This window comes from Comamonas brasiliensis, from assembly GCF_018292285.1.
GTDB lineage: Bacteria > Pseudomonadota > Gammaproteobacteria > Burkholderiales > Burkholderiaceae_C > Comamonas > Comamonas brasiliensis.
Genome location: NZ_JAANES010000001.1, coordinates 1,189,380 through 1,211,739, shown reverse-complemented (window position 1 = coordinate 1,211,739; position 22,360 = coordinate 1,189,380). Strand labels below are relative to the sequence as shown.

17 protein-coding genes are annotated in these 22,360 nt (G+C 59.7%); 10 read left to right on the top strand and 7 right to left on the bottom strand.

Features of this window, described 5'->3' with window-relative positions; all coding sequences use genetic code 11:
* Nucleotides 1–15: 15 nt before the first annotated feature.
* Nucleotides 16–1,359, bottom strand: coding sequence for a DUF3100 domain-containing protein (locus DJFAAGMI_RS05400; RefSeq protein WP_043003113.1), 1,344 nt, complete (start codon nt 1,357–1,359; stop codon nt 16–18).
* A gap of 177 nt (nt 1,360–1,536) precedes the next feature.
* Between DJFAAGMI_RS05400 and DJFAAGMI_RS05395 the strand changes: the two genes are divergently transcribed.
* From DJFAAGMI_RS05395 to DJFAAGMI_RS05355, 9 genes are all read left to right on the top strand, one after another.
* Nucleotides 1,537–2,475 (top strand): LysR family transcriptional regulator, encoded by a 939-nt coding sequence (locus DJFAAGMI_RS05395; RefSeq protein WP_211456230.1) that lies wholly within the window; start codon nt 1,537–1,539, stop codon nt 2,473–2,475.
* A gap of 74 nt (nt 2,476–2,549) precedes the next feature.
* Nucleotides 2,550–3,617, top strand: a complete 1,068-nt coding sequence (locus tag DJFAAGMI_RS05390) for an AAA family ATPase (RefSeq protein ID WP_211456229.1) — start codon at nt 2,550–2,552, stop codon at nt 3,615–3,617.
* Complete coding sequence (locus DJFAAGMI_RS05385; RefSeq protein ID WP_211456228.1) at nt 3,617–5,473, top strand: vWA domain-containing protein; 1,857 nt, start codon at nt 3,617–3,619, stop codon at nt 5,471–5,473. Before DJFAAGMI_RS05390 ends, DJFAAGMI_RS05385 begins: the two co-directional genes overlap by 1 nt.
* A gap of 538 nt (nt 5,474–6,011) precedes the next feature.
* A complete protein-coding gene (locus tag DJFAAGMI_RS05380; RefSeq protein ID WP_211456227.1) occupies nt 6,012–7,394 on the top strand; it encodes an MFS transporter in 1,383 nt (460 codons plus the stop codon).
* A gap of 543 nt (nt 7,395–7,937) precedes the next feature.
* Nucleotides 7,938–8,696 (top strand): ABC transporter permease subunit, encoded by a 759-nt coding sequence (locus DJFAAGMI_RS05375; protein ID WP_211456739.1) that lies wholly within the window; start codon nt 7,938–7,940, stop codon nt 8,694–8,696.
* A gap of 68 nt (nt 8,697–8,764) precedes the next feature.
* The gene (locus DJFAAGMI_RS05370; RefSeq protein WP_249334025.1) at nt 8,765–9,496 is read left to right on the top strand and encodes an ABC transporter ATP-binding protein; all 732 of its coding nucleotides are present in this window, start codon (nt 8,765–8,767) and stop codon (nt 9,494–9,496) included.
* Nucleotides 9,497–9,587: 91 nt separating this feature from the next.
* A complete protein-coding gene (locus DJFAAGMI_RS05365) occupies nt 9,588–10,670 on the top strand; it encodes an NrtA/SsuA/CpmA family ABC transporter substrate-binding protein (RefSeq protein ID WP_211456225.1) in 1,083 nt (360 codons plus the stop codon).
* A 35-nt stretch (nt 10,671–10,705) separates the two neighbouring features.
* A complete protein-coding gene (locus DJFAAGMI_RS05360; protein WP_211456224.1) occupies nt 10,706–12,115 on the top strand; it encodes an LLM class flavin-dependent oxidoreductase in 1,410 nt (469 codons plus the stop codon).
* Nucleotides 12,112–12,579, top strand: a complete 468-nt coding sequence (locus tag DJFAAGMI_RS05355) for an OsmC family protein (protein ID WP_211456223.1) — start codon at nt 12,112–12,114, stop codon at nt 12,577–12,579. The genes DJFAAGMI_RS05360 and DJFAAGMI_RS05355 overlap by 4 nt, the downstream gene beginning before the upstream one ends.
* Nucleotides 12,580–12,713: 134 nt before the next feature.
* Here DJFAAGMI_RS05355 and DJFAAGMI_RS05350 read toward each other — a convergent pair whose 3' ends face one another.
* The 4 genes from DJFAAGMI_RS05350 to DJFAAGMI_RS05335 all read right to left on the bottom strand — a co-directional run bounded on the left by DJFAAGMI_RS05350 (nt 12,714) and on the right by DJFAAGMI_RS05335 (nt 16,810).
* On the bottom strand, nt 12,714–14,129 hold the full coding sequence (locus DJFAAGMI_RS05350; protein WP_211456222.1) for a GntP family permease: 1,416 nt from the start codon (nt 14,127–14,129) through the stop codon (nt 12,714–12,716).
* A gap of 435 nt (nt 14,130–14,564) precedes the next feature.
* Nucleotides 14,565–15,041, bottom strand: a complete 477-nt coding sequence (locus DJFAAGMI_RS05345) for a GFA family protein (RefSeq protein WP_211456221.1) — start codon at nt 15,039–15,041, stop codon at nt 14,565–14,567.
* Between the two features lie 232 nt (nt 15,042–15,273).
* Nucleotides 15,274–16,572, bottom strand: coding sequence for a type II toxin-antitoxin system HipA family toxin (locus DJFAAGMI_RS05340; RefSeq protein ID WP_211456220.1), 1,299 nt, complete (start codon nt 16,570–16,572; stop codon nt 15,274–15,276).
* Nucleotides 16,562–16,810: a helix-turn-helix transcriptional regulator gene (locus tag DJFAAGMI_RS05335; protein ID WP_211456219.1), complete on the bottom strand. Its 249-nt coding sequence runs from the start codon at nt 16,808–16,810 to the stop codon at nt 16,562–16,564. The genes DJFAAGMI_RS05340 and DJFAAGMI_RS05335 overlap by 11 nt, the downstream gene beginning before the upstream one ends.
* A 1,139-nt stretch (nt 16,811–17,949) precedes the next feature.
* Between DJFAAGMI_RS05335 and DJFAAGMI_RS05330 the strand changes: the two genes are divergently transcribed.
* Nucleotides 17,950–19,257 carry a hypothetical protein gene (locus DJFAAGMI_RS05330; RefSeq protein WP_211456218.1) on the top strand — a complete coding sequence of 436 codons (1,308 nt, stop codon included), beginning with the start codon at nt 17,950–17,952 and terminating at the stop codon, nt 19,255–19,257.
* A 180-nt stretch (nt 19,258–19,437) separates the two neighbouring features.
* Here DJFAAGMI_RS05330 and lpdA read toward each other — a convergent pair whose 3' ends face one another.
* Nucleotides 19,438–21,282: a dihydrolipoyl dehydrogenase gene (gene lpdA, locus DJFAAGMI_RS05325; protein WP_211456217.1), complete on the bottom strand. Its 1,845-nt coding sequence runs from the start codon at nt 21,280–21,282 to the stop codon at nt 19,438–19,440.
* Between the two features lie 94 nt (nt 21,283–21,376).
* Nucleotides 21,377–22,252, bottom strand: a complete 876-nt coding sequence (locus DJFAAGMI_RS05320; protein ID WP_211456216.1) for a hypothetical protein — start codon at nt 22,250–22,252, stop codon at nt 21,377–21,379.
* Nucleotides 22,253–22,360: the final 108 nt, after the last annotated feature.

Genomic DNA, 22,360 nt, shown 5'->3' with positions numbered 1-22,360 from the left:
GGTCTTGCTCCGGCTTTACAGCGTGTGGACAAAGGTCTGGGCGATCAGCGTCGCGGCCAGGAACACGCCGGCATTGGCCAGCAGCGAAACCACCACGATGCGCCAGCCCAGACGACGGAAGGCCGGGATGTCCTTGGCCAGCGACAGGCCCGCGAAGGTCAGCATGGGCGTGATCATGGCCAGGAAGTTGACCTTTCCGGTCAAAGCTGCCACTTCGGCGGCATAAGGCGTGAGCGGAAAGGTCATGGCCATCGCGATGAACGAGATCCAGCACACAGCAGGCAGCACGCGGCGCGTGCCGACGTAGATCAGATCACCGACAAACACGGCAGCAATGATGAGCAGCACGCCGGGCAGCGCATCCATCACCGGCACGCCATGACCGATGCGGTTGCCGATCAGCACCATGGCGCCGACCAGAACCCAGGAGGCGAATCGCATGCCCAGGCCCAGCGCCGGCACCTGCGCCTGCTCTTCATCCTTGGTGGCAGACAGGTCTACGGCCTGCTCCACCACGGCTTGCTTGCGCTTACGGCCCAGGATCGGCTCCAGCCATTGATAGGCACGCAGCGCCAGGGGCAGCGAGATGAACAGGGTCAGATAAGTGCCCACCGTCGTCGCAATCAGATTGGCGGCAGCGGCAAAGGTGGCGATCTGGTCGCTCATCTCGGGATGCTGGGCGGCAATCGCGCCCACGGCAGCGGCCGTCATGCTGCCCGAGCCCACACCGGCGCCCATGCCCAGTGCCAACGGGTGGAAGATATTGAGGCTTGAGACAAAGCCGGCCAGCAGTGAGATGAAGATGGCGCCAATCAGCGTACCGGTGATGTACTCGGCCAGCACACCGCGGCCTTCGGGCGAATCCATGCCGAAACGCTCGCCAATGATGGCCAGACCCGGTTCACGGCCGATGGAAAAAGTCGCGCCAATCGCTTCGCGCTTGATGCCCAGCAGCAGCGCCACGGGCATGCCCAGGGCCACGCAACCGACCAGGTTGCCCAACTCCTGCAACACCAGCCCCCAGCCGACTTCGGCCAGCTTGGGCAGAGAGCCACCGACCAGCAGACCCAGTTTGGCAATGAACAGAAACAGCGCGCAAGACAGCACGGCGGCTGCCAGATTCTGGCTGTACAGGCTCAGCTTTAGCGGCCCGGGCATGCGCTTGCGCAGCAGACCCAGCACCAGACCGATGAGCAGCGCCCAGATCATGGGCAGCAGCACCACCTTGCCTACGCCCAGCGCAATGGGCAGCGGCCCCAGCCACTCGGACAATGCCGCAATCACCAGCGCCAGCGCAAATACCTGCACCACGCTGCCCACATTCAACGCGGCCTTGGCCGGCTGCACCTCTGTACGCATCAACTTTCCTTGCGCACGACGGCCGCTGCCGACGCGCTGAAATAGCTTTGAACCCTGAAAATGGGCACGGCCAGCCCAAGCTGGCGCTCACCCATGCGGGCGCTGAATATAACAATGCATTTATTGCATACGCATTCTTTTTCTGTTCTAAAAAAGTGAACATACGTATGAATACAGATGCAATTTGGCGACGACAATCGCCGCATGCCCGCCTTCCAAGACTCCCGCGCCCGCTATCTATTTGAAGCCGTCTACTGCGGCTCTGTCCGTGCCGCAGCCGAAAAACTGGGTATCGTGCCCTCGGCCGTCAGCCGCCAGATCAGCCTGCTCGAAGAGGAACTGGGCGTGGCCCTGCTGGAACGCCACCGTAGCGGCGTGGTGCCCACCGAAGCCGGTCAGCTGATGCTGGACTATCACCGCGAACACACGGCCCACCGCCACGACATGCTGGCCAAGGTGGACGCGCTGCGCGGCCTGCACAGCGGCAGTGTCAGCGTGGTCAGCGGCGAGGGCTTTGCACAGGAGCTGATCGACGGCCCCATACGCAATTTTCGCCAGCAGTATCCTGGCGTCAGCATCTCGCTGGAAATCTATGGCACGACCGAAATCATGCGCCGCATTCGCGAGGACGCGGCCGAGATTGGCCTGGTCTACTACCCGCCCGCCGACAGCCATATCACCGCGCGCGGCGCGGCGCGCCAACCCATGCATGCCATCGTCCACTCCCAGCACCCGCTGGCCTGCGCGGACCAGACCTCGCTGCAAGAGCTCAGCCAATGGCCTATTGCCATGCTTCAAGGCGTGTACGGCATTCGCCAGCTCGTGGAATATGCCGAGCACAAGGACAAGATCCACCTCAGCCCCGCACTGACCAGCAATCTCATCAGTGTGCTTCTGGCCTTTGTCACCAGCGGCCAGGGCGTGACCCTGCTGCCGCCCTGCTCCGTCACGGCCGAGCTGGCAAGCGGGCGCCTGCGCGCCATTCCCATTCACAACCCTGCATTTCAGGATGCGGAGATGCAGCTCATCACTCGCACCGGCCGCCATCTGTCCCCTGCCGCCAATCGCTTTCTGCTGTATTGCATGCAAGGCATGCAGGCGTTCCAGGAACCATGAGCTTGCAAGACTCCGGGTCAGGCCGCCTGAGCATGCGAAGGACACCGCTGCACTTGCCTTAGACTGCACGCAGCATGCAAACCAGTCTGGCTCTCACTCCCTCGCAACTGAGCGAATTCCTTCTCAACGTCGCCACCGTACGCCCCGTGTTCATCTGGGGGCCGCCAGGCATCGGCAAATCGGCACTGGTACAGAACTTTGCGCAAAGCGTGGGGCTTGATTGCGTGTCCCTGCTGGGCAGCCAGCTCGCGCCCGAGGATTTGCTGGGCGTGCCGCAGATCATTGACGGGGTGACCCGCTTTTGCCCGCCCGCCATGATTGCTCGGGAGCAGCCCTATTGCCTGTTCCTGGACGAGCTCAACGCCTGCAGTCAGGATGTGCAGAAGGCCTTCTACAGCCTGATCCTGGAACGCCGCGTGGGCGAGTATGTGATGCCCGAGGGCTCCATCGTGATTGCGGCTGGCAACCGGGCTCAGGATTCCGCGATTGTGCGCACCATGTCCTCGGCGCTGATCAACCGCATGATTCATGTGCAGCTCAAGGTCAGCGCCAGCGAGTGGCTGCAATGGGCTCAGCAGGCCCAGTTGCATACTCTGGTGCTGGAATACCTGGCCCAGCGTCCCGATCACCTGTGGAGCCAGCCGCCCAAGCATGAGGAAGCGTTTTCCACGCCGCGCTCCTGGCATATGCTGAGCGACGCCTTGCTCTCCTACGGCGATGCTCTGAATCTGCAGACGCTCGAAGCCCTGGGCAGCGGCTGCCTCACGCCCCAGCATGCGGCGCAATTCAAGGCCTTCTACAAGCTGGCCGACGACCGTCACCGTCTGGACGCCATTTTCAAGGGCGACGCCAACTGGCCCCATGCGCCGCAGGACAGAGATGTGCTGTATTTCCTGGCCCAGGCCTTCCGTGCGCGTCTGCTCAAGATCCTGCCCGCCGACAAGCAGCAAAGCGGCGGCGAGCTGCAGCAAACCGTGCACCGCTCCAAAGCCATGCTCAAGGAGCTGGCCCAGATCAGCCTGGAAATGGCCCAGATCGTCACCGCCGAGAGCGACAGCCAGACCCTGCCCGCCTGGTATATGGTGGAAATCGTGCGCGACCTGCCACGCCTGGTAGAAGCGCGCGAAGCGGCCAGAGCCTGATGGCCAAAGCCCCACCGCGCGACACCCCTGCCACCCAGGCCTATACGCAGGGCCTGGCCATGCTGCAGGCACACCCCATCTTTAGCGAACTCAGCCGCAGCCTGGGCTTTGTGCGCGGCTCCCAGTCAGGCTGCCCGACCCATGGATGGGCGCAGGCCAGCCTCAACCACCAACGCTTTACCGGCCAGATCGACATCCACCCCAAGCGCCTGGCCAGTCCCGAGGAATGGGCGTATTGCCTGGGGCGGGCCACGCTCAGCTACGCGCTGGAGCTTTTTCAGCGAGACCGCAGTCACTGGACCCAATGGAGCGCGGCCTGCGATGTGGTCACGGCCCGCTTCATCCAGACCATCAAGCTCGGCCGTCCGCCCGAAGGCATGGAACTGCCCGACGGACTGCCCCAGCGCGACGAGGCCCAGTGGTACGTCCAGTTCTGCGAACAAGGCATACCCGCCTGGGCACAGTCGCTGAGCCTGGCCGGTCCCGGTCAGGGCGGCGCTCACCCCAGCCTGGCCCTGCCGGAGCAGTGGCCTGAGCCCGCCTCATCCACCAATAAACCGCAGCCGTATTGGCGCAGGTACGGCAACTGGCCCGAAATGTTTGCCGCGGGTCTGGCTCGCTCCGTCACCCAGTCCGTGGAAATGGCGGCAGGCGTGCGCCGCGAGTTCGGCCAGAGCCGCCCTGCCAGCAGTGCCCTGGACCGCGCGCGACACTGGTTCATGGACAGCTTTCCGCTGCTGGGCAGCATGGTCGCGGCGTTTGACATCATCGAGGACGCCGGGATCTGCGAGCGCGAGGACATTGCCGTCGCCGCTGTCGACGAAGTACTGCGCACCATCTACATCAACCCCGGCCCGCGCCTGTCCGAGCTGGAACTACGTTTCGTCATCGCCCACGAAGTTCTGCACGTTGCCCTGCGCCATCTGCCGCGCCGACGTGGGCGCGAGCCTTTTCTGTGGAATGTGGCCTGCGACTTTGTCATCAACGACTGGCTGATTCAGATGGATGTGGGCCAGCCGCCAGGCATCGGCCTGCTCTACGACCCGGAGCTGCGTGGTCTCGGCGCCGAGGAGGTCTATGACCGCATCGCGAGCGATCTGCGCCGCATGCGCAAGCTGCGTACCCTGGCCGGTGGCCGGGGCGACATGCTGGAGCGCAATGTGGGCGGCCAGCGCAGCGCAGGCGACTTTACCGATATCGACGAGTTTTGCCGCACCCAACTGGGCAAAGGCCTGCTGCGCCACGAGCAAAGCGCACGCGGCCTGCTGCCCGCAGGACTGATCGAGGAAATCCGTGCTTTGCTGCAGCCGCCCATTGACTGGCAGGTGGAGCTGGCGCGCTGGTTCGACCATCACTTTCCGCCCATAGAGACGCGGCGCAGCTACGCCCGCATCAGCCGCCGCCAGAGCGCCACGCCCGATATTCCCAGGCCACGCATTCAAGCCGACAGCCGCTGGCTGGACGGCCGCACCTTTGGCGTGGTGCTGGACACCTCGGGCTCCATGGAGCGCCATGTGCTGGCCAAGGCACTGGGCGCCATCGCCAGCTATGCCGAAGCCAAGGACGTGCCCGCAGTGCGCCTGATCTGCTGCGACGCCGCAGCCTATGACCTGGGCTATCTGCCAGCCGCCGACATGGCCCAGCGCATCGCCCTCAGGGGCCGGGGCGGCACCGTACTGCAGCCGGGCGTGGATCGGCTGCTCCAGACCGATGACTTTCCCAAGGACGGGCCCATCCTCATCATCACCGATGGCGAATGCGACCCGCTGCGCGTGCCGCGCGAGCATGCCTATCTGCTGCCGCCAGGCCGCAGGCTGCCGTTTCGCACTACGGCCCCCATCTTTGTGATGGGCTGATTCGGCATCGGAGCATCCCCGCTCCATTCAGCGGCGCACAGTTCGCCAACTCATCGAGCGCGACCTCCACGCCAGCAGGCCTGGGCGCGGCAGCCTCCACCGCCTTGCGGCTGCAAGAGCAGAGCCTAAGGCTTACCCTTGGATGTCACGATCCGGCAACTGAATTGCGGAATGCGCCAAGTGCATTCAGGCCACCGGCCCTACATTGCCCCCGAACTCGTTGATTCTCTGCCTCGCAAAGGTCGATGCAGGCTGGACAGCCTTTGTGCGCAGCCGGGTTCAGGCGATGAAGGTCAAGAACAGGCAATGAACCCCGAACTCCAAGACAGGCCACCACAGCACCGGTCACAGCGACCGGTGCTGGCGCAAGGCCATGGCTGCCTAGGCCATTGCGGCCTGATGCTGCGGGACTGTGAAGCATCCCGTGCATTCATGACAACGAAAAAAGGCCGAGCCGGGTCTGCCCCCAGACCACGGCTTGCAGCATCCAGCTCGTGATGCCCACCCCGCGCCCCACAACAACTTCCAAGAGACAAGCATGAACCCAAGTGCAACGACCATTGCGGGCGCAACGCCCAGACAAGATACTGGTCAGGACATCGATGCAGACAAGGCGCTGTATGCCAAGGTCAGCTGGCGGCTGCTGCCACTGCTGCTGATCTGCTACATGGTCGCCTACCTGGACCGGATCAATATCGGCTATGCCCAGATCCAGATGAAGCAGACGCTGGATTTCGGCGATGCCGCCTACGGATTCGGCGCGGGTCTGTTCTTCATAGGCTACTTTCTATTTGAAGTACCCAGCAATCTGCTGCTGGAGAAGATAGGCACGCGCAAAACGCTGATGCGCATCATGCTGGTCTGGGGCGTCATCGCCACGGCCATGGCCTGGGTCTCCACTCCCCTGCAGTTCTATGTCGCGCGCTTTCTGCTGGGTGCCTTCGAAGCCGGCTTCTTTCCCGGCGTCATTCTGTACTTCACCTACTGGTACCCTTCCGCCCGCCGTGGCCGCGTGATCTCCATCTTTCTCTCAGCCGTCATGGCCATGGCGATTGCGGCCGGACCGCTGTGCGGCGCCATTCTCAAATATATGGATGGCATCGACGGTCTTCATGGATGGCAATGGCTGTTTCTCATCCAGGGCCCGCCCGCCTGCATTCTGGGCCTGATCCTCTACGTCTACCTGCAGGACAGGCCCGCCGACGCCAAATGGCTGACAGATGCCGAGAAAGCGCGTCTGCAACACAACCTGGCCAACGAAAGCGGCCAGGCCACTCACCACGGCTCCAACGGGCACAAGGATGCCCATGGCAGCGCCACTCTGGGCCAGCTGCTGCGCGACCCCAGGGTCTATGCCCTGTCACTGGTGTATTTCATGATGCACGGCGCCACCTATCTGTTTGTCTTCTGGATGCCCACCGTGATTCAGGGCCTGGGCGTGCAGGACGTGCTGCATGTCGGCATCTACTCGGCCATTCCCTTTGTAGCGGGCTTCTTTGGCATGATTGCCTTCGGCGCCAGCTCCGATCGATTCCGCGACCGGCGCTGGCATCTGTTCATCGCCACCGGCATGGCCATTTCCGGCCTGATCGTCACCCTGCAGATGCACGGCCATCTCGAAGGCTCTCTGATTGCCCTGGCCTTCACGCTGATCGGGCTTGCGGCCCTGCCCCCGCTGTTCTTTGCCCTCGTCAGCGACTATCTGTCACCGGCCGTGGCCGCGGGCGGCATAGCGCTCATCAGCAGCCTGGGTAACCTGGGCTCGGCCGCCAGCCCCACCCTGGCCGGCCTGCTGACCCAGTACACCGGCAACAGGCACTACAGCATCTATCTGGTGCTGGGCATGTTGATCCTATCGGCACTGGTGCTGATGGTGGCGGTGCGGCCCGCCAAGGCCCGGCAAGGCCAGGCCATGCGCTAAACAGAGGCCACACAGTACGACAGCAGCCGGCCGGCCTTCAGGCCGGCTGTTTTTCATTGCATGAGTCCGAACAGGATTGCGGATGTCTACCCTCGCCTGCCAAAGGATTGCGACACATAGCCCGTTTCCGCTGGCGCACTCTGCTGACTGGAATCCCGGTTTCCGGAAAAAGCTATGGACCTGAGCCACAGCCTAATATCCGATCCATCAGATCCATCAGATCCATCAGATCCATCAGATCCATCAGATCCATCAGATCCATCAGATCCATCAGATCCATCAGATCCATCAGATCCGGCTACAAGCAGATCAATCCATCATATGCAAACAATATTATTATCTTTGGCAAAAGGATGATTCCGTAATTAACAAACAAGAAATTATTCATTTAACATCTTAAATATTTAAGTTATAAACTTGGCTTCGGCTCCATTAATAGGGCCAATTTGCACATATCACTCCATGCAAATTTCAGACCAAGCAATACGACAACTGATCAAAGAGAAAAGCACACGGCAATTCACGTCATTCAATTTCAAGAGAATGCTCACGCCGTGGATCATTCCTTTTGTTGTGCTGAGCCTTTGGCTATTTTCAACAACCAGTGGCTGGATAGATCAGTCCATATTACCCAGCCCTACCATGGTCGCTCATGCCGCCTATGAGCAATGGACCAACAACACGCTCTGGACGGATATAGGCGTCAGCCTGAGTCGGGTTCTGGCCGGCTTCAGCATTGGCATGTTGTCGGGCTTGGTCTTGGGCACGGCCGTAGGTCTCAGTGAGTTCAACCATGATCTGCTTGACCGTTCGCTGCAGATGCTGCGCACCATTCCTCATCTGGCCCTGGTGCCTTTGATGATTCTATGGCTGGGTATCGATGAAACGCCGCGTATTTTGCTGGTCGCATTGGGAACGCTGTTTCCTGTCTATATCAACACGGCCAGCGGCATCAAGAATGTCGATGCCAAGCTGCTGGAAATGGGAAAATCCTACGGCCTAAGCCGCAAGGAGCTGATTAAACAAATCATCATTCCCGGCGCCATGCCATCCATACTGGTGGGTATCCGATATGCATTAGGTGTTGCATGGCTCACGCTGGTCATTGCCGAAACCATCGCTTCTCGCAATGGTATTGGTTATATGGTTCAAAACGCCCGCGAACTGCTGCGCATTGATATCATCATTTTCGCCATATTGCTTTACGCACTGGCAGGCTGGCTGGCAGACTGGCTTATCCGGCAGATCGAATATCGTGTTCTGCGCTGGAATCCTGCTTATAAGAAGGCAGCACGTCAATGAGTGCAATATTATCAAGCCGTCAAGATGCCGAAATCAAAGAAGATGGTTTCGCCGCCTGCGCAGTTTCCCTGCACAATATCGGAAAGTCGTTCGGCCGCCGCCAGGTTCTGCAGCATATAGATCTTGATATTACGCAGGGTGAATTCGTTTCCCTGATAGGCCCGAGCGGCGCCGGCAAGTCCACGCTGCTGCGGCTTATCGCGGGTCTGGAAGACTGCAGCAGCGGACGCATGCGCTTGAACAGCCCCACGCCGGAGCGCCCGGCCCAGATACGGGTCATGTTCCAGGAAGACAGGCTTCTGCCCTGGCAGACCGTGCTCGACAACATCACGCTTGGCGCACGCGAGCAACGACCTGCAGCTCTGGAACTATTGCGTGCCGTCGGTCTGCAAGGCCATGAGAACGATTTTCCGTCCACGCTCTCGGGCGGTCAGAAACAGCGCGCAGCCCTGGCTCGCGCACTGCTGCACCGCCCCGACATCCTGCTGCTGGACGAACCCTTTGGCGCTCTTGACGCCATCACCCGGGTCTCCATGCAACTGCTGCTCTTCGACATGTTGCGCGACCACCCCTGCACCGTGGTGCTGGTCACCCATGACGTGGAAGAGGCCGTAGTGCTCTCCAATCGCATTCTGGTGCTGCGCGATGGCGGCATTGCCAGGGATCTGGTGCTCGAAGGCGCAATACCCCGCGATCGGGGCCAGGCCGATCTGGCCACGCTCAAGGCAGGGCTCATCAATGAGTTGCTGGTGCAGGAGGCCTTGCACGAGGCGGCCCAGGCGACGTCGGCTTCGGCCTGAGTAGCGCCCTCCTCAAGAGCCGGCTCCGGCCTCCTTTTTCAATCACGGGCCTGCACGCCCCATTCCTTTCATTTCATTCACGGCAATCATCATGAGCCCCTACGACAGCACCACGGCTTTGACCTCCTCACCACTGAGCCGCCGCCAGGCCTTGCAGCGCGGACTGCAGGCCGGCTCGGCACTGGCCGCGCTGAGCCTGGGCGGCAATGCCGCTCTGGCTCAGTCCAATGGCACACCGCTGCGGGTGGCCATCATCGGCGACGGACGTACCGGTGTCTGGGCCACGCTGCGCAGCCTGCCCGAAAGCCAGCTGCACAGCGCCATAGGCTCGGCCATCACCTTCCAGCCCGGATTTACCGCATCGCTGCCGGTGATGGAGGCTATCAAGGCCGGCTCGGTGGACTTCAGCTTTGCAACGGCAACCGCGCTCGTCAATGCCATCGCCGCCAAGGTACCCATGATTCCACTGGCCGCCTACGCCTTGCCCGCCGATGAAGTGGACTTTCTGGTGCGCGCCGAATCCTCAATACGCTCAGCCGCCGATCTCAAGGGCAAACGCATTGCCCATCAGAACGGCACGACCGGCACTTACAGCCTGATCAAGTATCTGGAAACCGCCGGCCTGCGCCTCAAGGACGTGCAGGCAGTCAGCCTCTCGGGCGTCGATGCCTATACGGCACTGGCACAAGGCAGCATCGACGGGTGGATCCATTGGCAGCATGCCGGGGCCATCGCAAAGGCTCGTCTGGGCGATAAGGTCCGCCTGCTACCCAATGTCAGAACCTATGACTGGGCCTTTTATGTCGCCAGCGAGAAAGCGCTGCAATCCAATCCCCAGGCCGTCTTCAACGCCGTCAAGCTTATCAAGCAGACGCAGGCCAGGATCAATGCCAGCCCCGAAGCTACGGCCAAACTATGGGCGGCACAAGGCGGCTTCCGTCCCGGCAGCCTCGAAGAAAACGTCTTTGTCGAACTGATTCGTGACAAGCGCCTGTCGGACTCCACCGCCGACCTGCTGGCCCCGCTGAGCAGGCAGGCCGCCACCGAAACCCAGGAAATGGCCGACAGCTTCCAGCAGCTGGGCGTGCTGCCGCAACGCACCGATGTCGTCGGCTTTTTGCAAAGCAGCAAGGTCGGCGATGTGGCGCAGAAGATCCGCAGCGCCCTCTCCTGAGCCCCTGACGTTTTTCGAGAATCGAGTTCATTGTCATGACCCAAGCAACACCCCGCCAGATGCATCTGGCCGCCTTCATCATTGCCGGTCCCGGTCGCGCCGGCGGCTGGCGCTACCCCAGCTCAGAATCCGACTGGCTCAACCCGGCCTACTATCAGAAGATCGCGCAGACGCTCGAGCGAGGCCGTTTCGACATGGCTTTTTTTGCCGATATTCTGGCCGTTCCTGACCGCTTCCAGAGCAGTACCGACAGCCAACTGCGCTACGGCGCGCTGGGCTCCATGCGGCTGGACCCCACGCTGGTGCTGACGGCCATGGCGAGCGCCACCCGGCACCTGGGTCTGGTGGCCACCCGCTCGACCAGCTATTTCCAACCCTATGAGCTGGCGCGCTCCTTTGCCACGCTGGACCATCTGAGCGCCGGACGCAGCGGCTGGAACGTGGTCACCTCGTTTCAGGATGCCGAATCCAAGAACTTTTCGCTGCGCGAGCAAATCCCCAAGAACGAGCGCTACGACCGCGCCGACGAGTTTCTGGAAGTCGTCCATCAACTCTGGGACAGCTGGGAAGACGACGCCCTGGTAGCGGATCGCGAAGCGCCACTGTTTGCCGATCCAGCCAAGGTGCACGAAATTCACCACCAGGGCAAATGGTTCGATGTGCGCGGTCCTCTGAACGTGCCGCGCCCGCCCCAGGGCTATCCGCTGATCGTGCAAGCCGGGGCATCGGACCGCGGCCGCGACTTTGCCGCCCAATGGGCCGACGTGATTTTCGCCAGCCACGACTCGCTGGACAGCGCCCAGCGCTTCTACAAGGAGATGAAGGAGCGCGTGGTTCGCAAAGGCCGCTCGCCCGACAGCCTCAAGATTCTGCCCGCTGCCACACCGCTGGTGGGCGAGACCCGCGCCATTGCCGAAGCCAAGCGCGAAGTGCTGCGCGACCTGACTCATGCCGAGCCCGGCCTGTCCACGCTGGCCTATCACCTCGATATCGACCTGGGCCAGTACCCGCTGGACGCGCCGCTGCCCGATCTCAACGTGCCCGGCGTCAAAGGCCATTACGACGAGGTGCGCGAAGCCACCGACCGCGAACAGCTGACCTTGCGCGAGCTGGGCCTGCGTTACGGCAACCGCTACGAAGGCGGCATGGTGGGCAGCGGCAAGGACGTGGCCGACCAGATGCAGCACTGGTTTGAAGAACAGGCCTGCGACGGCTTCATGATCCAGGCCCCCTACCAGCCTGCCGGGTTTGAGGAGTTCGTGCGCTATGTGGTGCCAGAGCTTCAGCAACGCAAGCTGCTGCGCACCGAATACCACGGCGAAACCCTGCGCGAAAACCTGGGCTTGGAACGCCCGGCCGTTCACGCCTGGAAAGGCCGTGTCGAAACACGTTCCACGACAGTGGAATCTCCCGCCACTCCATCGACAGACAAGGTTGCCGCATGAGCCTCGCCACCAGCACTTCGCAAGACAACGCAGATCTGCAAACCGCCCCAGGCGAAATCGTCAGCATCGAGGCCCAGGCAACTGCCACCGCAGGCCGCTACCTCGTCAGCGCACGCCACAATGTGCTGCCCACCGACGCCAAGGTCAGCAGCGGCGGCCCCGGCCTCGCAATTGCCGCCGGCGAGCTGCTGCTGTCCTCACTGGCGTCCTGCAGCTTCGGGTTGATTCAGGAAAAAGCGCGCGAATTCGGCTGGCCCCTGAGCAGTCTCGATGCCGAAGTCCTGTTTCAGCGCGATCCCGCCGACGGCACCCGCTATGCCAGGCTGGAACTGGCGGTCACGGCCGGCGGCGTCACGCAGCAGCAGGCCCAGCAATTGCTGGACTACTTCACCGGCAAATGCCCGATCTACAACACCTTGCGACGCGGCGGCCCGGCCAGTGCACGCATTACCGCAACAACCTGAGTTTCAGCGACCGTCGCAAAGGCGAACGCGAGACAAAAGACTGGCAGTGCATTCTGTATGCATCGCCAGCTTTCGGCCTCCTGCCCTCTTCTATCGCGCTGACGCCCAGGTATTCAGGCTGACAGTGATCGACCTCAGAAGCTGCCCACCCAGGTCCCTAGCGCAATCACCATCACCAGAGCCGGCAGCGGGAACAGCATGGTTACCGCCGCAATGTCACCATAAGACTGCCGGTGGTTGAGCTTGCAGATCGCCAGCAGGGTGATGATGGCGCCGCAGTGCGGCAGCGTGTCCATACCACCGGCAGCCATCACCGCCACCCGGTGCAGCAGCGCGGGACTGATGCCGGCGGCCTGGGCCATGGCCAGGTAATCGGCACCCAAAGTCTGCAGCGCAATGCTCAGTCCCCCGGACGATGAGCCGGTAATGCCCGCCAGCACATTCATGGCCACCGCTTCGGACACCAGGGGGTTGCTGGACACCTGCAGCACCGCGTCGCGGATCAGTCCAAAACCGGCCAGGGATGCAATCACCGCGCCATAGCCCACCTCGGACGCGGTATTGAACAGCGGCAGCATGAAGCCGAAAACGCCCTGGTTCATGGTGTCCTTGAGGTTGTGCCAGCGCCCCAGGCGCAGCAGCACCAGCGCCGTACAGGCCACGATCAGCGCAATCACCAGCGCCCACAGCCCCACCAGCCGGGTCGGGTCCAGCGCCGGAAAGCGTTCAATCACAAAACCCAGGTCCATGCGCGGAAACACGCCGTAGGTGAACAGCGCATTCACGCCGATCACCAGCAGCAGCGGCAGCAGCGCCATCCACAGCGGAATCTGCGCATGGCGCGCTGCATCGGCTGCCAGTTGCTCGGGCGTCGGTGCCGCATCGGCGCCGCCTTCGTCGTGCTCGCCATAGCCCTCGCCTGCAGCCTTGGCGGCTGCGGCCCGCCGGCTCAGCCACCACAGGCCGCCCGCCAGAATCAGCGCCGCCGCCAGAATGCCCAGCCCCGGCGCCGCAAACACATTGGTGCCGAAGTACGGAATCGGCATGGCGTTCTGGATCGCGGGCGAACCCGGCAGCGCCGTCATGGTGAAGGTGAACGCACCCAGCGCAATCGTGGCCGGGATCAGACGCTTGGGAATCTGCGCCTCTTCAAACAGATTGCGCGCAATCGGGTAGATGGCAAAAGCCACCACAAACAGCGACACCCCGCCATAGGTCAGCAGCGCGCAGGCCAGCACCACGGTCTGTATGGCGTACTTCTTGCCCAGAGTGCGCACAATCCAGTGAGCCAAGGTACTGGCCGCCCCCGAATCGGCCATCAGCCGCCCGAACAGCGCCCCCAGCAAAAATAAAGGTAAAAACTGCAGCACATAGCCGCTGAGTGCGGCCATGAAGGTGTCGGTATATAGCGGCAGCAGCCAGCGCCCGTCGCCCGACAGCACCACAGCCACGGCCGCCATCAACGGAGCCAGCAGCAGCACTGTCACTCCTCGGTAGGCCAGGAACATCAACAGGGCCAGCGAGACGGCCACGGCCAGCACGCTCAGCATGGCCGGCCTTTCTGTCCCGGCACAACAGCGGCGCTGGTTGGGATACGGTCAGCAGTACACGGCATGGCCCCTCCTGTTTTGCAAGAGCCGGCCGAGCCAACAGCGGCACGGAACCAGCCTCACACCGGCTCAGTATGCCGCCGCATGTTGCAGTGCACAACAAAAGATGCAGACGCGCTTGCGGCGGCGCTACACACCTTGCAGTCAAACTAGCGGTTCACACAATCTGCAAGGCTCACAGGCCGCTATCAAAAACACAGAAAACAGCTTGACATGAAAATTCCCGCTCGGGAAAGAACAAACCAGAGCACGGGCAAAGCAATTGATATTTCCTGATCAGGAATTAATGAGCTGACTTGCTCAGTCAGCCAGGCTGAAACATCAAGCAAAAACCGGCTCTAACGCTTATGCACCAAGCGCTTATAGCTATCAAAACTATTGTTTGAGCTGTGCTTCGAGCAGTGCATTGGCTTCATAGCGCAGCCAGCCCGCCACCACCGGCTTGCCCGCAGCAGCGCCTGAGTGGCGGTCACTGGGGTGCGAGCGCCCCTCGCTCACCACGACCTCGGCAAAGTCAAATGGGCTCATGCCCTCAATGCAAGCCACATTCACGCCATACTGATGCGGCGACGAGCGCCGCTGGTGAAAGGTATAGATGCCGCAATGCTTGCAAAAGTAGTGCTTGGCCTGCCCGGTGTTGAACTGGTAGAGCGTCAGCGCATCCTGCCCCTGCAGCACCTCGATTCCGCTCAGCTCGGCCGACACCGCCACGGCACCGCGCATGCGGCAAAACGAGCAATTGCAGCGCCGCGCGGTGTTCAGCCCGTCGCTGAGCAGCACGGTAAAACGCACTGCGCCGCAATGGCAGGCGGCTTGGAGCGGTTGGGAAAAATCGAGGCTGGCGCAGGGCATGGGTTTGTTTCCATCAATACGGTTTTTATGGCTGGCACTGAAATCAATAGCATCCAATATCGGTTAGATCAACTCAAGCGCTTATGCAACAAGCGCAAGAGCCATGAAGATTAAAAATTTCCCGTTCAGGAAATTTTTTACTTACCGCAACTGATTTGAAATCATATTTCCCGTACGGGAAATTTAACTGGCATCGCTGCGCTCCGATCTAGGTGTGAAATCACTCGTGTGCTCAGGCCAAGCGCCGCAGCGTCAAGGCACAGCGCTGCTCTATCAACTGCACGATCTGCTCCACCACCGCATTGCCCGCAAAGCCATGCTGCGGCGCGGCCTGCAGCTTGCGTGCGGCGGCGGGTAGCTCGGTGGCCAGCTGCTGCAAACGCTTGCGCGTCGCAGCCTTGGCCAGGCCTGCTTCTTCGGCAAACTGCTCCCAATGTCTGGCCTCCAGCTCGCTGAACTTGTATTTGCTGCCCAGCTTCATTGCCATCTTGGGCGTCAGTTGGGGGTAGATCGCTGTGGAAAGCAAATCGTAGAACGGTACCAGGACGGGTGTCTTTCCCCCATACAGCAGCGAGAAATTCTTGCCATGTGCGTCATGGTTGCCGATCAGCGCATTGAAGATCACCCCATCCAGCAGCCGCAGAACGTGCGGCGCGCTGGGGCGGGTCACCCTGCGCAGCAAGGCAAAGCATTGCGCCAAGCCCGGCCCGCCCTCGTTCTGATACTTCAGCTCGGGCACCACGCCCAGCGCCTGGCAAAAGTCTTCCTGATGCATTCGCTGCAGCTGCGGCGAATGCTGTGCATCAGTCTTCAGCACGCGGTCATAACGCTCCACCAGCAAAAACGAGCGACCCAGCACGCTATGGATTCGGGCATTGGCAGGCCTCAGCCCCATGACCTCAGCCAGCAGCATGCAAAAGCCTTCATTGGCCACGCTATCCTCCACAGCATGAATGGCAGGCTTCAAGATATGCGAGCTAGGCGCGCCATTGCGCGGCAGGCCAATCCGCACGGCTCCTAGATCGCTCTCGTCCACCACCACGGGCAGCTTGTCCTGCGCCCCGGCCAGCGATAGTCGCAGACCATCATCGCCCGCCAGCATGGGACGGCGCGGCAGCTCGTCCAGCAAGGCGAGCAGCTTTTGATCGCTGAGCCACTCCACATCACCCGCTGCCCCGGTCGCCCCAGCCCCGTTAGGCAGCGGCAAGGCCTGCCCCGGCTCCAGAAAGGTCACGGCCCCCGCGCATTCACCACCAATATGATCCAGCAGCGCAAAATCGTTTTGGCCCGACACCTGAAACTGCTGGGCAATCAGGCGCCGCATCTGCCCCTCGGGCAGCAGACCGGCGAAGAAAGGCCGGGTCTGATGATCGTCAAAAGGTTTAGCCTGCAACGGCAGCGACTGCGATAAAGCAGTGGCCTGCGGCAGCGCTAACCAGTCGGGCGCATAGGCAAAGCTCAGCCGCCCATGCACCAGCGACAGGCTGCCGACGCGCCGCTCAAACAGCCAGACTTCAAGTTCATGCGCCATGGTCTGCGCCCTCAGAAGCTGTATTCGGCAAGCCGCCCAACTGCAGCTCCCCGCCCAGCGCATCGATCACCCGCAGCACATGCTCCAGCCGCACCGTGGGCTTGCCAGCCTCGAGATCCACAATAAAACGCGTGCCCACGCCTGCAGCCAAGGCAAGCTGGGGCTGGGTCAGCCCTAGTTGTTTACGGGCGGTGCGCAAAGCCGCGCCCAGTTGCTCGGTTGTTTGGATGGTGGACATAAGGTGGTCTAGCCTGAAAATTCCCGTTCGGGAAATTATGAAGCAGAGCACTCAAAAAAGGAATCTTTATTTCCTGATCGGGAAATTAATCAAGCAGCTCGCCCTCTGTCGCTCGCGACAAGGCAATACTGATTTGATAGCTGTTTGTGATTATTTTGATTGGGGTTGAGGCGGTTTTGGCTTGTCATATTGTTTTAGCCTCGTGCCTAATTGACGGACAGGTGCCTGGTTTCGCCTCGGCTGGCAACCTACTTTCTGTGGCCAAAAAGTAGGCAAAGAGCCTGACCCTGCTGCCCCGTCCCTTCGGCGTCGCCTACGGGCAGACCTGCGCCGCCAGCCTCTTGTTGTTGTGCGGCAAAACTCACTGCGTGCTAACGCACTTCGTTCAAACAGGTTGCCGCAGAAGTAATGACGATGCGCCTGCACTCTGCGGTGCAGACGCCCCAACAAGAGGCAGTCGTCGCAGGCGCGGGCAAAAGGGCAAAAACCAGAGATAGCTTCTCTATCAAAAAAGATAGCTGCTACCAAAATTTGAAAAACACTGAAGGCCAATTTCGTCACAAGTCAGGCAGGCCGTCCGCACCCAGTTTCTTCCTTGTGTCTGCGCCTCCGACACCTGGTTCCGGCTGCGGGCAACGCTGCCGTAGCACAGCGTTACTTCGTCATCGAGCTTACGGCAACTTGTTTGAGCGTCGCGAAAAGTGCTAAGTGGATTTAGCCGCACCGCAGACTGAATCGCGTGACGCAGGTTTGCCCTTAGTGAAGCTCAGGGGCGCAGACGGTCGGGGTGGGTTCTTTTGCCTTCTTTGCTTGCACGAGCAAGAAAGGAAGGTCTACTGCCGGCGCGAGACCCGGCCTCTGCCCTTGATGACAACGCTGGTGTTATTTTGATAGCTGCTAGTGCTTGATGCGATTGCGCTAGAACCTGATATCGCTTGAACTTTTAGACCGCATTTTTGCGTTTTTTGCAGGCGCTGGCTTTCGCCCAGCGGGCAAGCTACTTGCTGTGGCCCGCCACTTATCATAGTTGCAATGCAAATATCGTTTATTCAGGCGCATACTTGCGCTTATCACTACGCGTTATGACTGATTTTAAATTCTATAAATGTATCTTTATGATTAACTCAAAAAGTTAAAAAATGCAAACATTCAAAATATCATCAGATCTTATAAGAGAAATCGAAGGAATTCCTCCTTCTATCCCACTGGTCTACGAGCATGTTTTCTCAAGAGCTTTTGGAGACTATCAAAAATGCATAACCCTATTAAAAGAATTAATACCTGTATTACAAGAGCAAAGTCGCTACTTCAGTATTGAAAGATTAAATTCAGACAACAATTCAAATTACAATAATTTTAAAATCTATGCCGATAGCGGTTTGGACATCCTTGATCCTAGAGCAAATTGCATCAATCTTAATTGTCGGATTGAAGCTTCTAACAGGCTCGCAAAAAGCCTCGGCTTGATCGCTGATAAATTTTATATTACAGATCACATAACTGATTCTTTATGCAACAATAATTCATTTAATGACAATGAGATAGTCGCACTACTAGATAACTATACAATTATTTATAATTTAATGCCTCTAGTAATAAAAGGAATAATTCAATTTAATGAAGCAGTGCGTCCAATATGTATAAGTTGCTTAAAAAATTTCGAAGAAGAGGTTGATGATATAACAGACAATCTCTATTCCAAATTTAGAAATTGCTTTACTCTTGAGCCAATGGGAAACAGAAATTTCGCAATACACACCGAGGATTTGTTTAATCCCCCAGTCGTGCTTCGGGTAGAAAAAAAGCACAAAAAGTGGCGTAAAAAAATCGATTGGGAAGATCAGTATAGATACATCATACGCTCGGAAGTGCGGAAATCACTTTGGACAGGAAGCATGGCCGGAAAAAATCTTGGCTCAGTTTTCACAAACTCGAGCGCGGGAATTGCTGCAGTACTGCATAAGGAAGGAAAATTTTCAAGTGCGGGCCCAAAAAATATCTTTGATCAAAAGAGAGAATTTTCAATACCATGGGTTAATGACTTAGATATTCTTCAAATAATAGAACTCAGAGAAGAAGCTCACAGAGCCTTTCCATTATTTAGGGAAAAAATATCCTATCATTTAACAGGATTTGGAAATACAGAATCTCCCGAAAATATAATTAATGAGTTGAAATATGAGTCAAAGCAAGTTACGAATGAGCTAGATATCATTGCGAAAAAATCAGTATCTTTTTGGAAAAAACCTTTCAATCTAATGAGTCTTGGTGTTGCAGCCGTAAGCATTGCAGTAGATCAGCCACTCGGAGCTGCTACCGGCTTACTGCCCTTACTTCAGTATCTTGGTGATCACAGGCATGAAAAACACTCCGAAGAGGAATCCATCAAAAGTAAGCCTGGCTATGTATTAGTGAAGGCCGCACAGATATTAAAACATGCGCATTGACTTGTATATCACCAGTTCACGCAGACTTCATTCCGGCATGGTAATGCCGAGCTGAGAATTCTTCGAATTTTTATCATCCATTAACCATATTTCTAAGGGCACAGTCAGCCGTAAAATTAAAAAAAGGCAGCCCGAAAGCCGCCTTTGTATTGAGCAAGTAATAGAGCTTAATCGCTACACTTACTTGCGCGCCGGTGGCACGTCCGTGCAGGAGCCGTGCGCCACTTCCGCCGCCATGCCGATGGACTCGCCCAGGGTTGGGTGGGGGTGGATGGTCTTGCCGATGTCCACGGTGTCCGCGCCCATTTCGATGGCCAGGGCGATTTCACCGATCATGTCGCCGGCATGCGTGCCGACCATGCCGCCGCCCAGGATGCGGCCGTGGCCGTGGGCTTCGGGGGAATCGTCAAACAGCAGCTTGGTGAAGCCTTCGTCGCGGCCGTTGGCGATGGCGCGGCCGGAAGCTGCCCAGGGGAACAGGCCCTTCTTGACCTTGATGCCTTGTGCCTTGGCCTGGTCTTCGGTCAGGCCCACCCATGCCACTTCGGGGTCGGTGTAGGCGACCGAAGGAATCACGCGGGCGTTGAAGGCTGCGGAAGCCAGCTCCTTGTTGCCTTGCAGCTCGCCGGCGATGACTTCGGCGGCCACATGGGCTTCGTGCACGGCCTTGTGTGCCAGCATGGGCTGGCCCACGATGTCGCCGATCGCGAAGATATTGGGCACGTTGGTGCGCATCTGGATGTCGACGTCGATGAAACCGCGGTCGGTCACGGCCACGCCAGCCTTGTCGGCGCTGATCTTCTTGCCGTTGGGAGTGCGGCCCACGGCTTGCAGAACCAGGTCGTAGGTCTGGGGTTCGGGCACGGTGACGCCGTCCTTGGCAGGAGCGAACGTGACCTTGATGCCTTCGGGCGTGGCTTCGGCACCCACGGTCTTGGTGTTGACCATGATGTTGTCGAAACGCGGTGCGTTCATCTTCTGCCAGACCTTGACCAGATCGCGGTCAGCGCCTTGCATCAGGCCGTCCATCATTTCAACCACGTCCAGGCGCGCGCCCAGTGTGGAGTAGACGGTGCCCATTTCCAGGCCGATGATGCCGCCGCCCAGAATCAGCATGCGCTTGGGCACTTCCTTCAGGTCCAGGGCGCCGGTGGAATCGACCACGCGGGGGTCCTTGGGCATGAAAGGCAGGTGCACGGCTTGCGAGCCCGCAGCGATGATGGCGTTCTTGAACTGAACGATCTTCTTGCTGCCGGTTTTTTCCTGTCCGGAACCAGTGGTTTCTTCCACTTCGATGTGGTTGGCAGACACGAAGTTGCCGTAGCCGCGCACAACGGTGACCTTGCGCATCTTGGCCATCTGGCCCAGGCCGCCGGTCAGCTTGCCGATGACCTTTTCCTTGTGGCCGCGCAGCTGGTCGATATTGACTTCGGGAGCGGCAAACTTCACGCCGGCCACTTCCAGATGCTTGACTTCGTCCATCACGGCAGCCACGTGCAGCAGTGCCTTGGAGGGGATGCAACCCACGTTCAAGCAGACGCCGCCCAGGGTGGCGTAACGCTCGACCAGCACGACCTTGAGGCCCAGGTCGGCAGCGCGGAAGGCCGCCGAGTAGCCGCCAGGGCCACCGCCCAGAACGACCACGTCGCAGTCCATGTCCACGGTGCCGGCAAAGTTGCTGGCGACGGGAGCGGGAGCAGCAGCCACGGGGGCGACCACAGGTGCTGGAGCGGCTGCGGCAGGCGCAGGGGCTGCCTGAGCAGGTGCGGCGGCGCCGGCGACATCGGCAGAAGCTTCCAGCATCAGCACCAGCGAGCCTTCGGCAACCTTGTCGCCAACCTTGACCTTGATTTCCTTCACGACGCCGGCATGGCTGGAAGGAATCTCCATGGAAGCCTTGTCGCTCTCCACGGTAATGAGGGACTGGTCCACGGCCACGGTGTCGCCGGGATTGACCAGCAGTTCGATCACGCCCACTTCGGCGAAGTCGCCGATATTGGGTACCTTGATATCGATGAGGCTCATATGCGCTCCTATCTTGGTTTTTGTCTCTGCGCCGCCCGATTCGCTCGGGCAGCTGAAAACGGTATTTCCGGGTTGAAGCCTGGCGGCTGACGCCTTAGCTCCAGTCAAAAGTCAGCAATACGGTACGGCTTTCGGGCTCGTAGAACAGCAGGGTTTCGGTGCCGCTTGCGGCAAAAGCATCGGCATTGGCACTGCAGATGAACTCGAAGTGCGCGCCGGTTTCCGGGTGGATGGGGTGAATGCCATCGTCCGTGCCGGTGTCGCTCAGCAACTCATTCGTCAGATTGCTCCAGTTGCCGCCCCAGGAAGGGCCGCCCAGCACACCGAGCAGATAGCGCCCGGAGCTGGTTTCGTAGCAATCGGTGCCTGGCTCATACAGCGGCAGCTTGGCAACTTCGGCGGGATCGTCCCATTCGTTCGCGGCATTCCAGCCATGGGCCAGAAAGTCCCACCTGGCCTGCTCATAGGCCGCGTGCTGGGTTGCGTAATGCAGTTCCATCACATCGCGCCATGAGTACTTGGCCTCGTGGTGCAGTTCGAATGGAGGCTCCACACCCAGTTTGACCAGTTCACGATGCTGGGTGCGTACCTCGCGCCAGTCGAGCGATTTCTCCGCCCAGCCGGCCCGATCCTGCTCCAGCATGAAGTAGCGCCAGTCGCCCAGAAGCTCGTACCTGCCTTGATCGTTGAGCTTGAAAGCCAGCCAGTCAGGCTTGAGCAGCGCATTGCCAAACTCCTCGCCCCCCCACTCCCCGACTTGCCCTTCGTAGGGCTCGCAAGGGGCGACGAGATGAATCGGCCCGCTCCAGGCATCGTCGAGCAGCGCCAGGTCGATGGTGACGAGTGGCAGAAAATGCCGCGCGTACTTCTCGACCGGCTCGGCGAAGACGTCAGCCGCATCCGGAAAAGGCCGGATACCGGGAATGACGCCACGCAGATGCTCGATGGGATGCTGTCTCAGGTTCTTCATCTCACTCATGGGCTGGCAAGGTGAAGCGCAAGGCATCTAAAAAGATAGCTGCTTGCGCAGTTCAGATAAGCGCTACAGGCCGATTTCGCTAAAAATCGGCCTGCCTGT

Excerpts from the sequence above, each read along its gene's own strand:
- DJFAAGMI_RS05350 (WP_211456222.1), bottom strand. The coding sequence starts at position 14,129 with ATGCTGAGCGTGCTGGCCGTGGCCGTCTCGCTGGCCCTGTTGATGTTC.
- DJFAAGMI_RS05340 (WP_211456220.1), bottom strand. The coding sequence starts at position 16,572 with ATGGCGCATGAACTTGAAGTCTGGCTGTTTGAGCGGCGCGTCGGCAGC.
- DJFAAGMI_RS05380 (WP_211456227.1), top strand. The coding sequence starts at position 6,012 with ATGAACCCAAGTGCAACGACCATTGCGGGCGCAACGCCCAGACAAGAT.
- DJFAAGMI_RS05320 (WP_211456216.1), bottom strand. The coding sequence starts at position 22,252 with ATGAAGAACCTGAGACAGCATCCCATCGAGCATCTGCGTGGCGTCATT.
- DJFAAGMI_RS05330 (WP_211456218.1), top strand. The coding sequence starts at position 17,950 with ATGCAAACATTCAAAATATCATCAGATCTTATAAGAGAAATCGAAGGA.
- lpdA (WP_211456217.1), bottom strand. The coding sequence starts at position 21,282 with ATGAGCCTCATCGATATCAAGGTACCCAATATCGGCGACTTCGCCGAA.
- DJFAAGMI_RS05365 (WP_211456225.1), top strand. The coding sequence starts at position 9,588 with ATGAGCCCCTACGACAGCACCACGGCTTTGACCTCCTCACCACTGAGC.
- DJFAAGMI_RS05395 (WP_211456230.1), top strand. The coding sequence starts at position 1,537 with ATGCAATTTGGCGACGACAATCGCCGCATGCCCGCCTTCCAAGACTCC.
- DJFAAGMI_RS05390 (WP_211456229.1), top strand. The coding sequence starts at position 2,550 with ATGCAAACCAGTCTGGCTCTCACTCCCTCGCAACTGAGCGAATTCCTT.
- DJFAAGMI_RS05375 (WP_211456739.1), top strand. The coding sequence starts at position 7,938 with ATGCTCACGCCGTGGATCATTCCTTTTGTTGTGCTGAGCCTTTGGCTA.
- DJFAAGMI_RS05400 (WP_043003113.1), bottom strand. The coding sequence starts at position 1,359 with ATGCGTACAGAGGTGCAGCCGGCCAAGGCCGCGTTGAATGTGGGCAGC.
- DJFAAGMI_RS05335 (WP_211456219.1), bottom strand. The coding sequence starts at position 16,810 with ATGTCCACCATCCAAACAACCGAGCAACTGGGCGCGGCTTTGCGCACC.
- DJFAAGMI_RS05355 (WP_211456223.1), top strand. The coding sequence starts at position 12,112 with ATGAGCCTCGCCACCAGCACTTCGCAAGACAACGCAGATCTGCAAACC.
- DJFAAGMI_RS05385 (WP_211456228.1), top strand. The coding sequence starts at position 3,617 with ATGGCCAAAGCCCCACCGCGCGACACCCCTGCCACCCAGGCCTATACG.
- DJFAAGMI_RS05360 (WP_211456224.1), top strand. The coding sequence starts at position 10,706 with ATGACCCAAGCAACACCCCGCCAGATGCATCTGGCCGCCTTCATCATT.
- DJFAAGMI_RS05345 (WP_211456221.1), bottom strand. The coding sequence starts at position 15,041 with ATGCCCTGCGCCAGCCTCGATTTTTCCCAACCGCTCCAAGCCGCCTGC.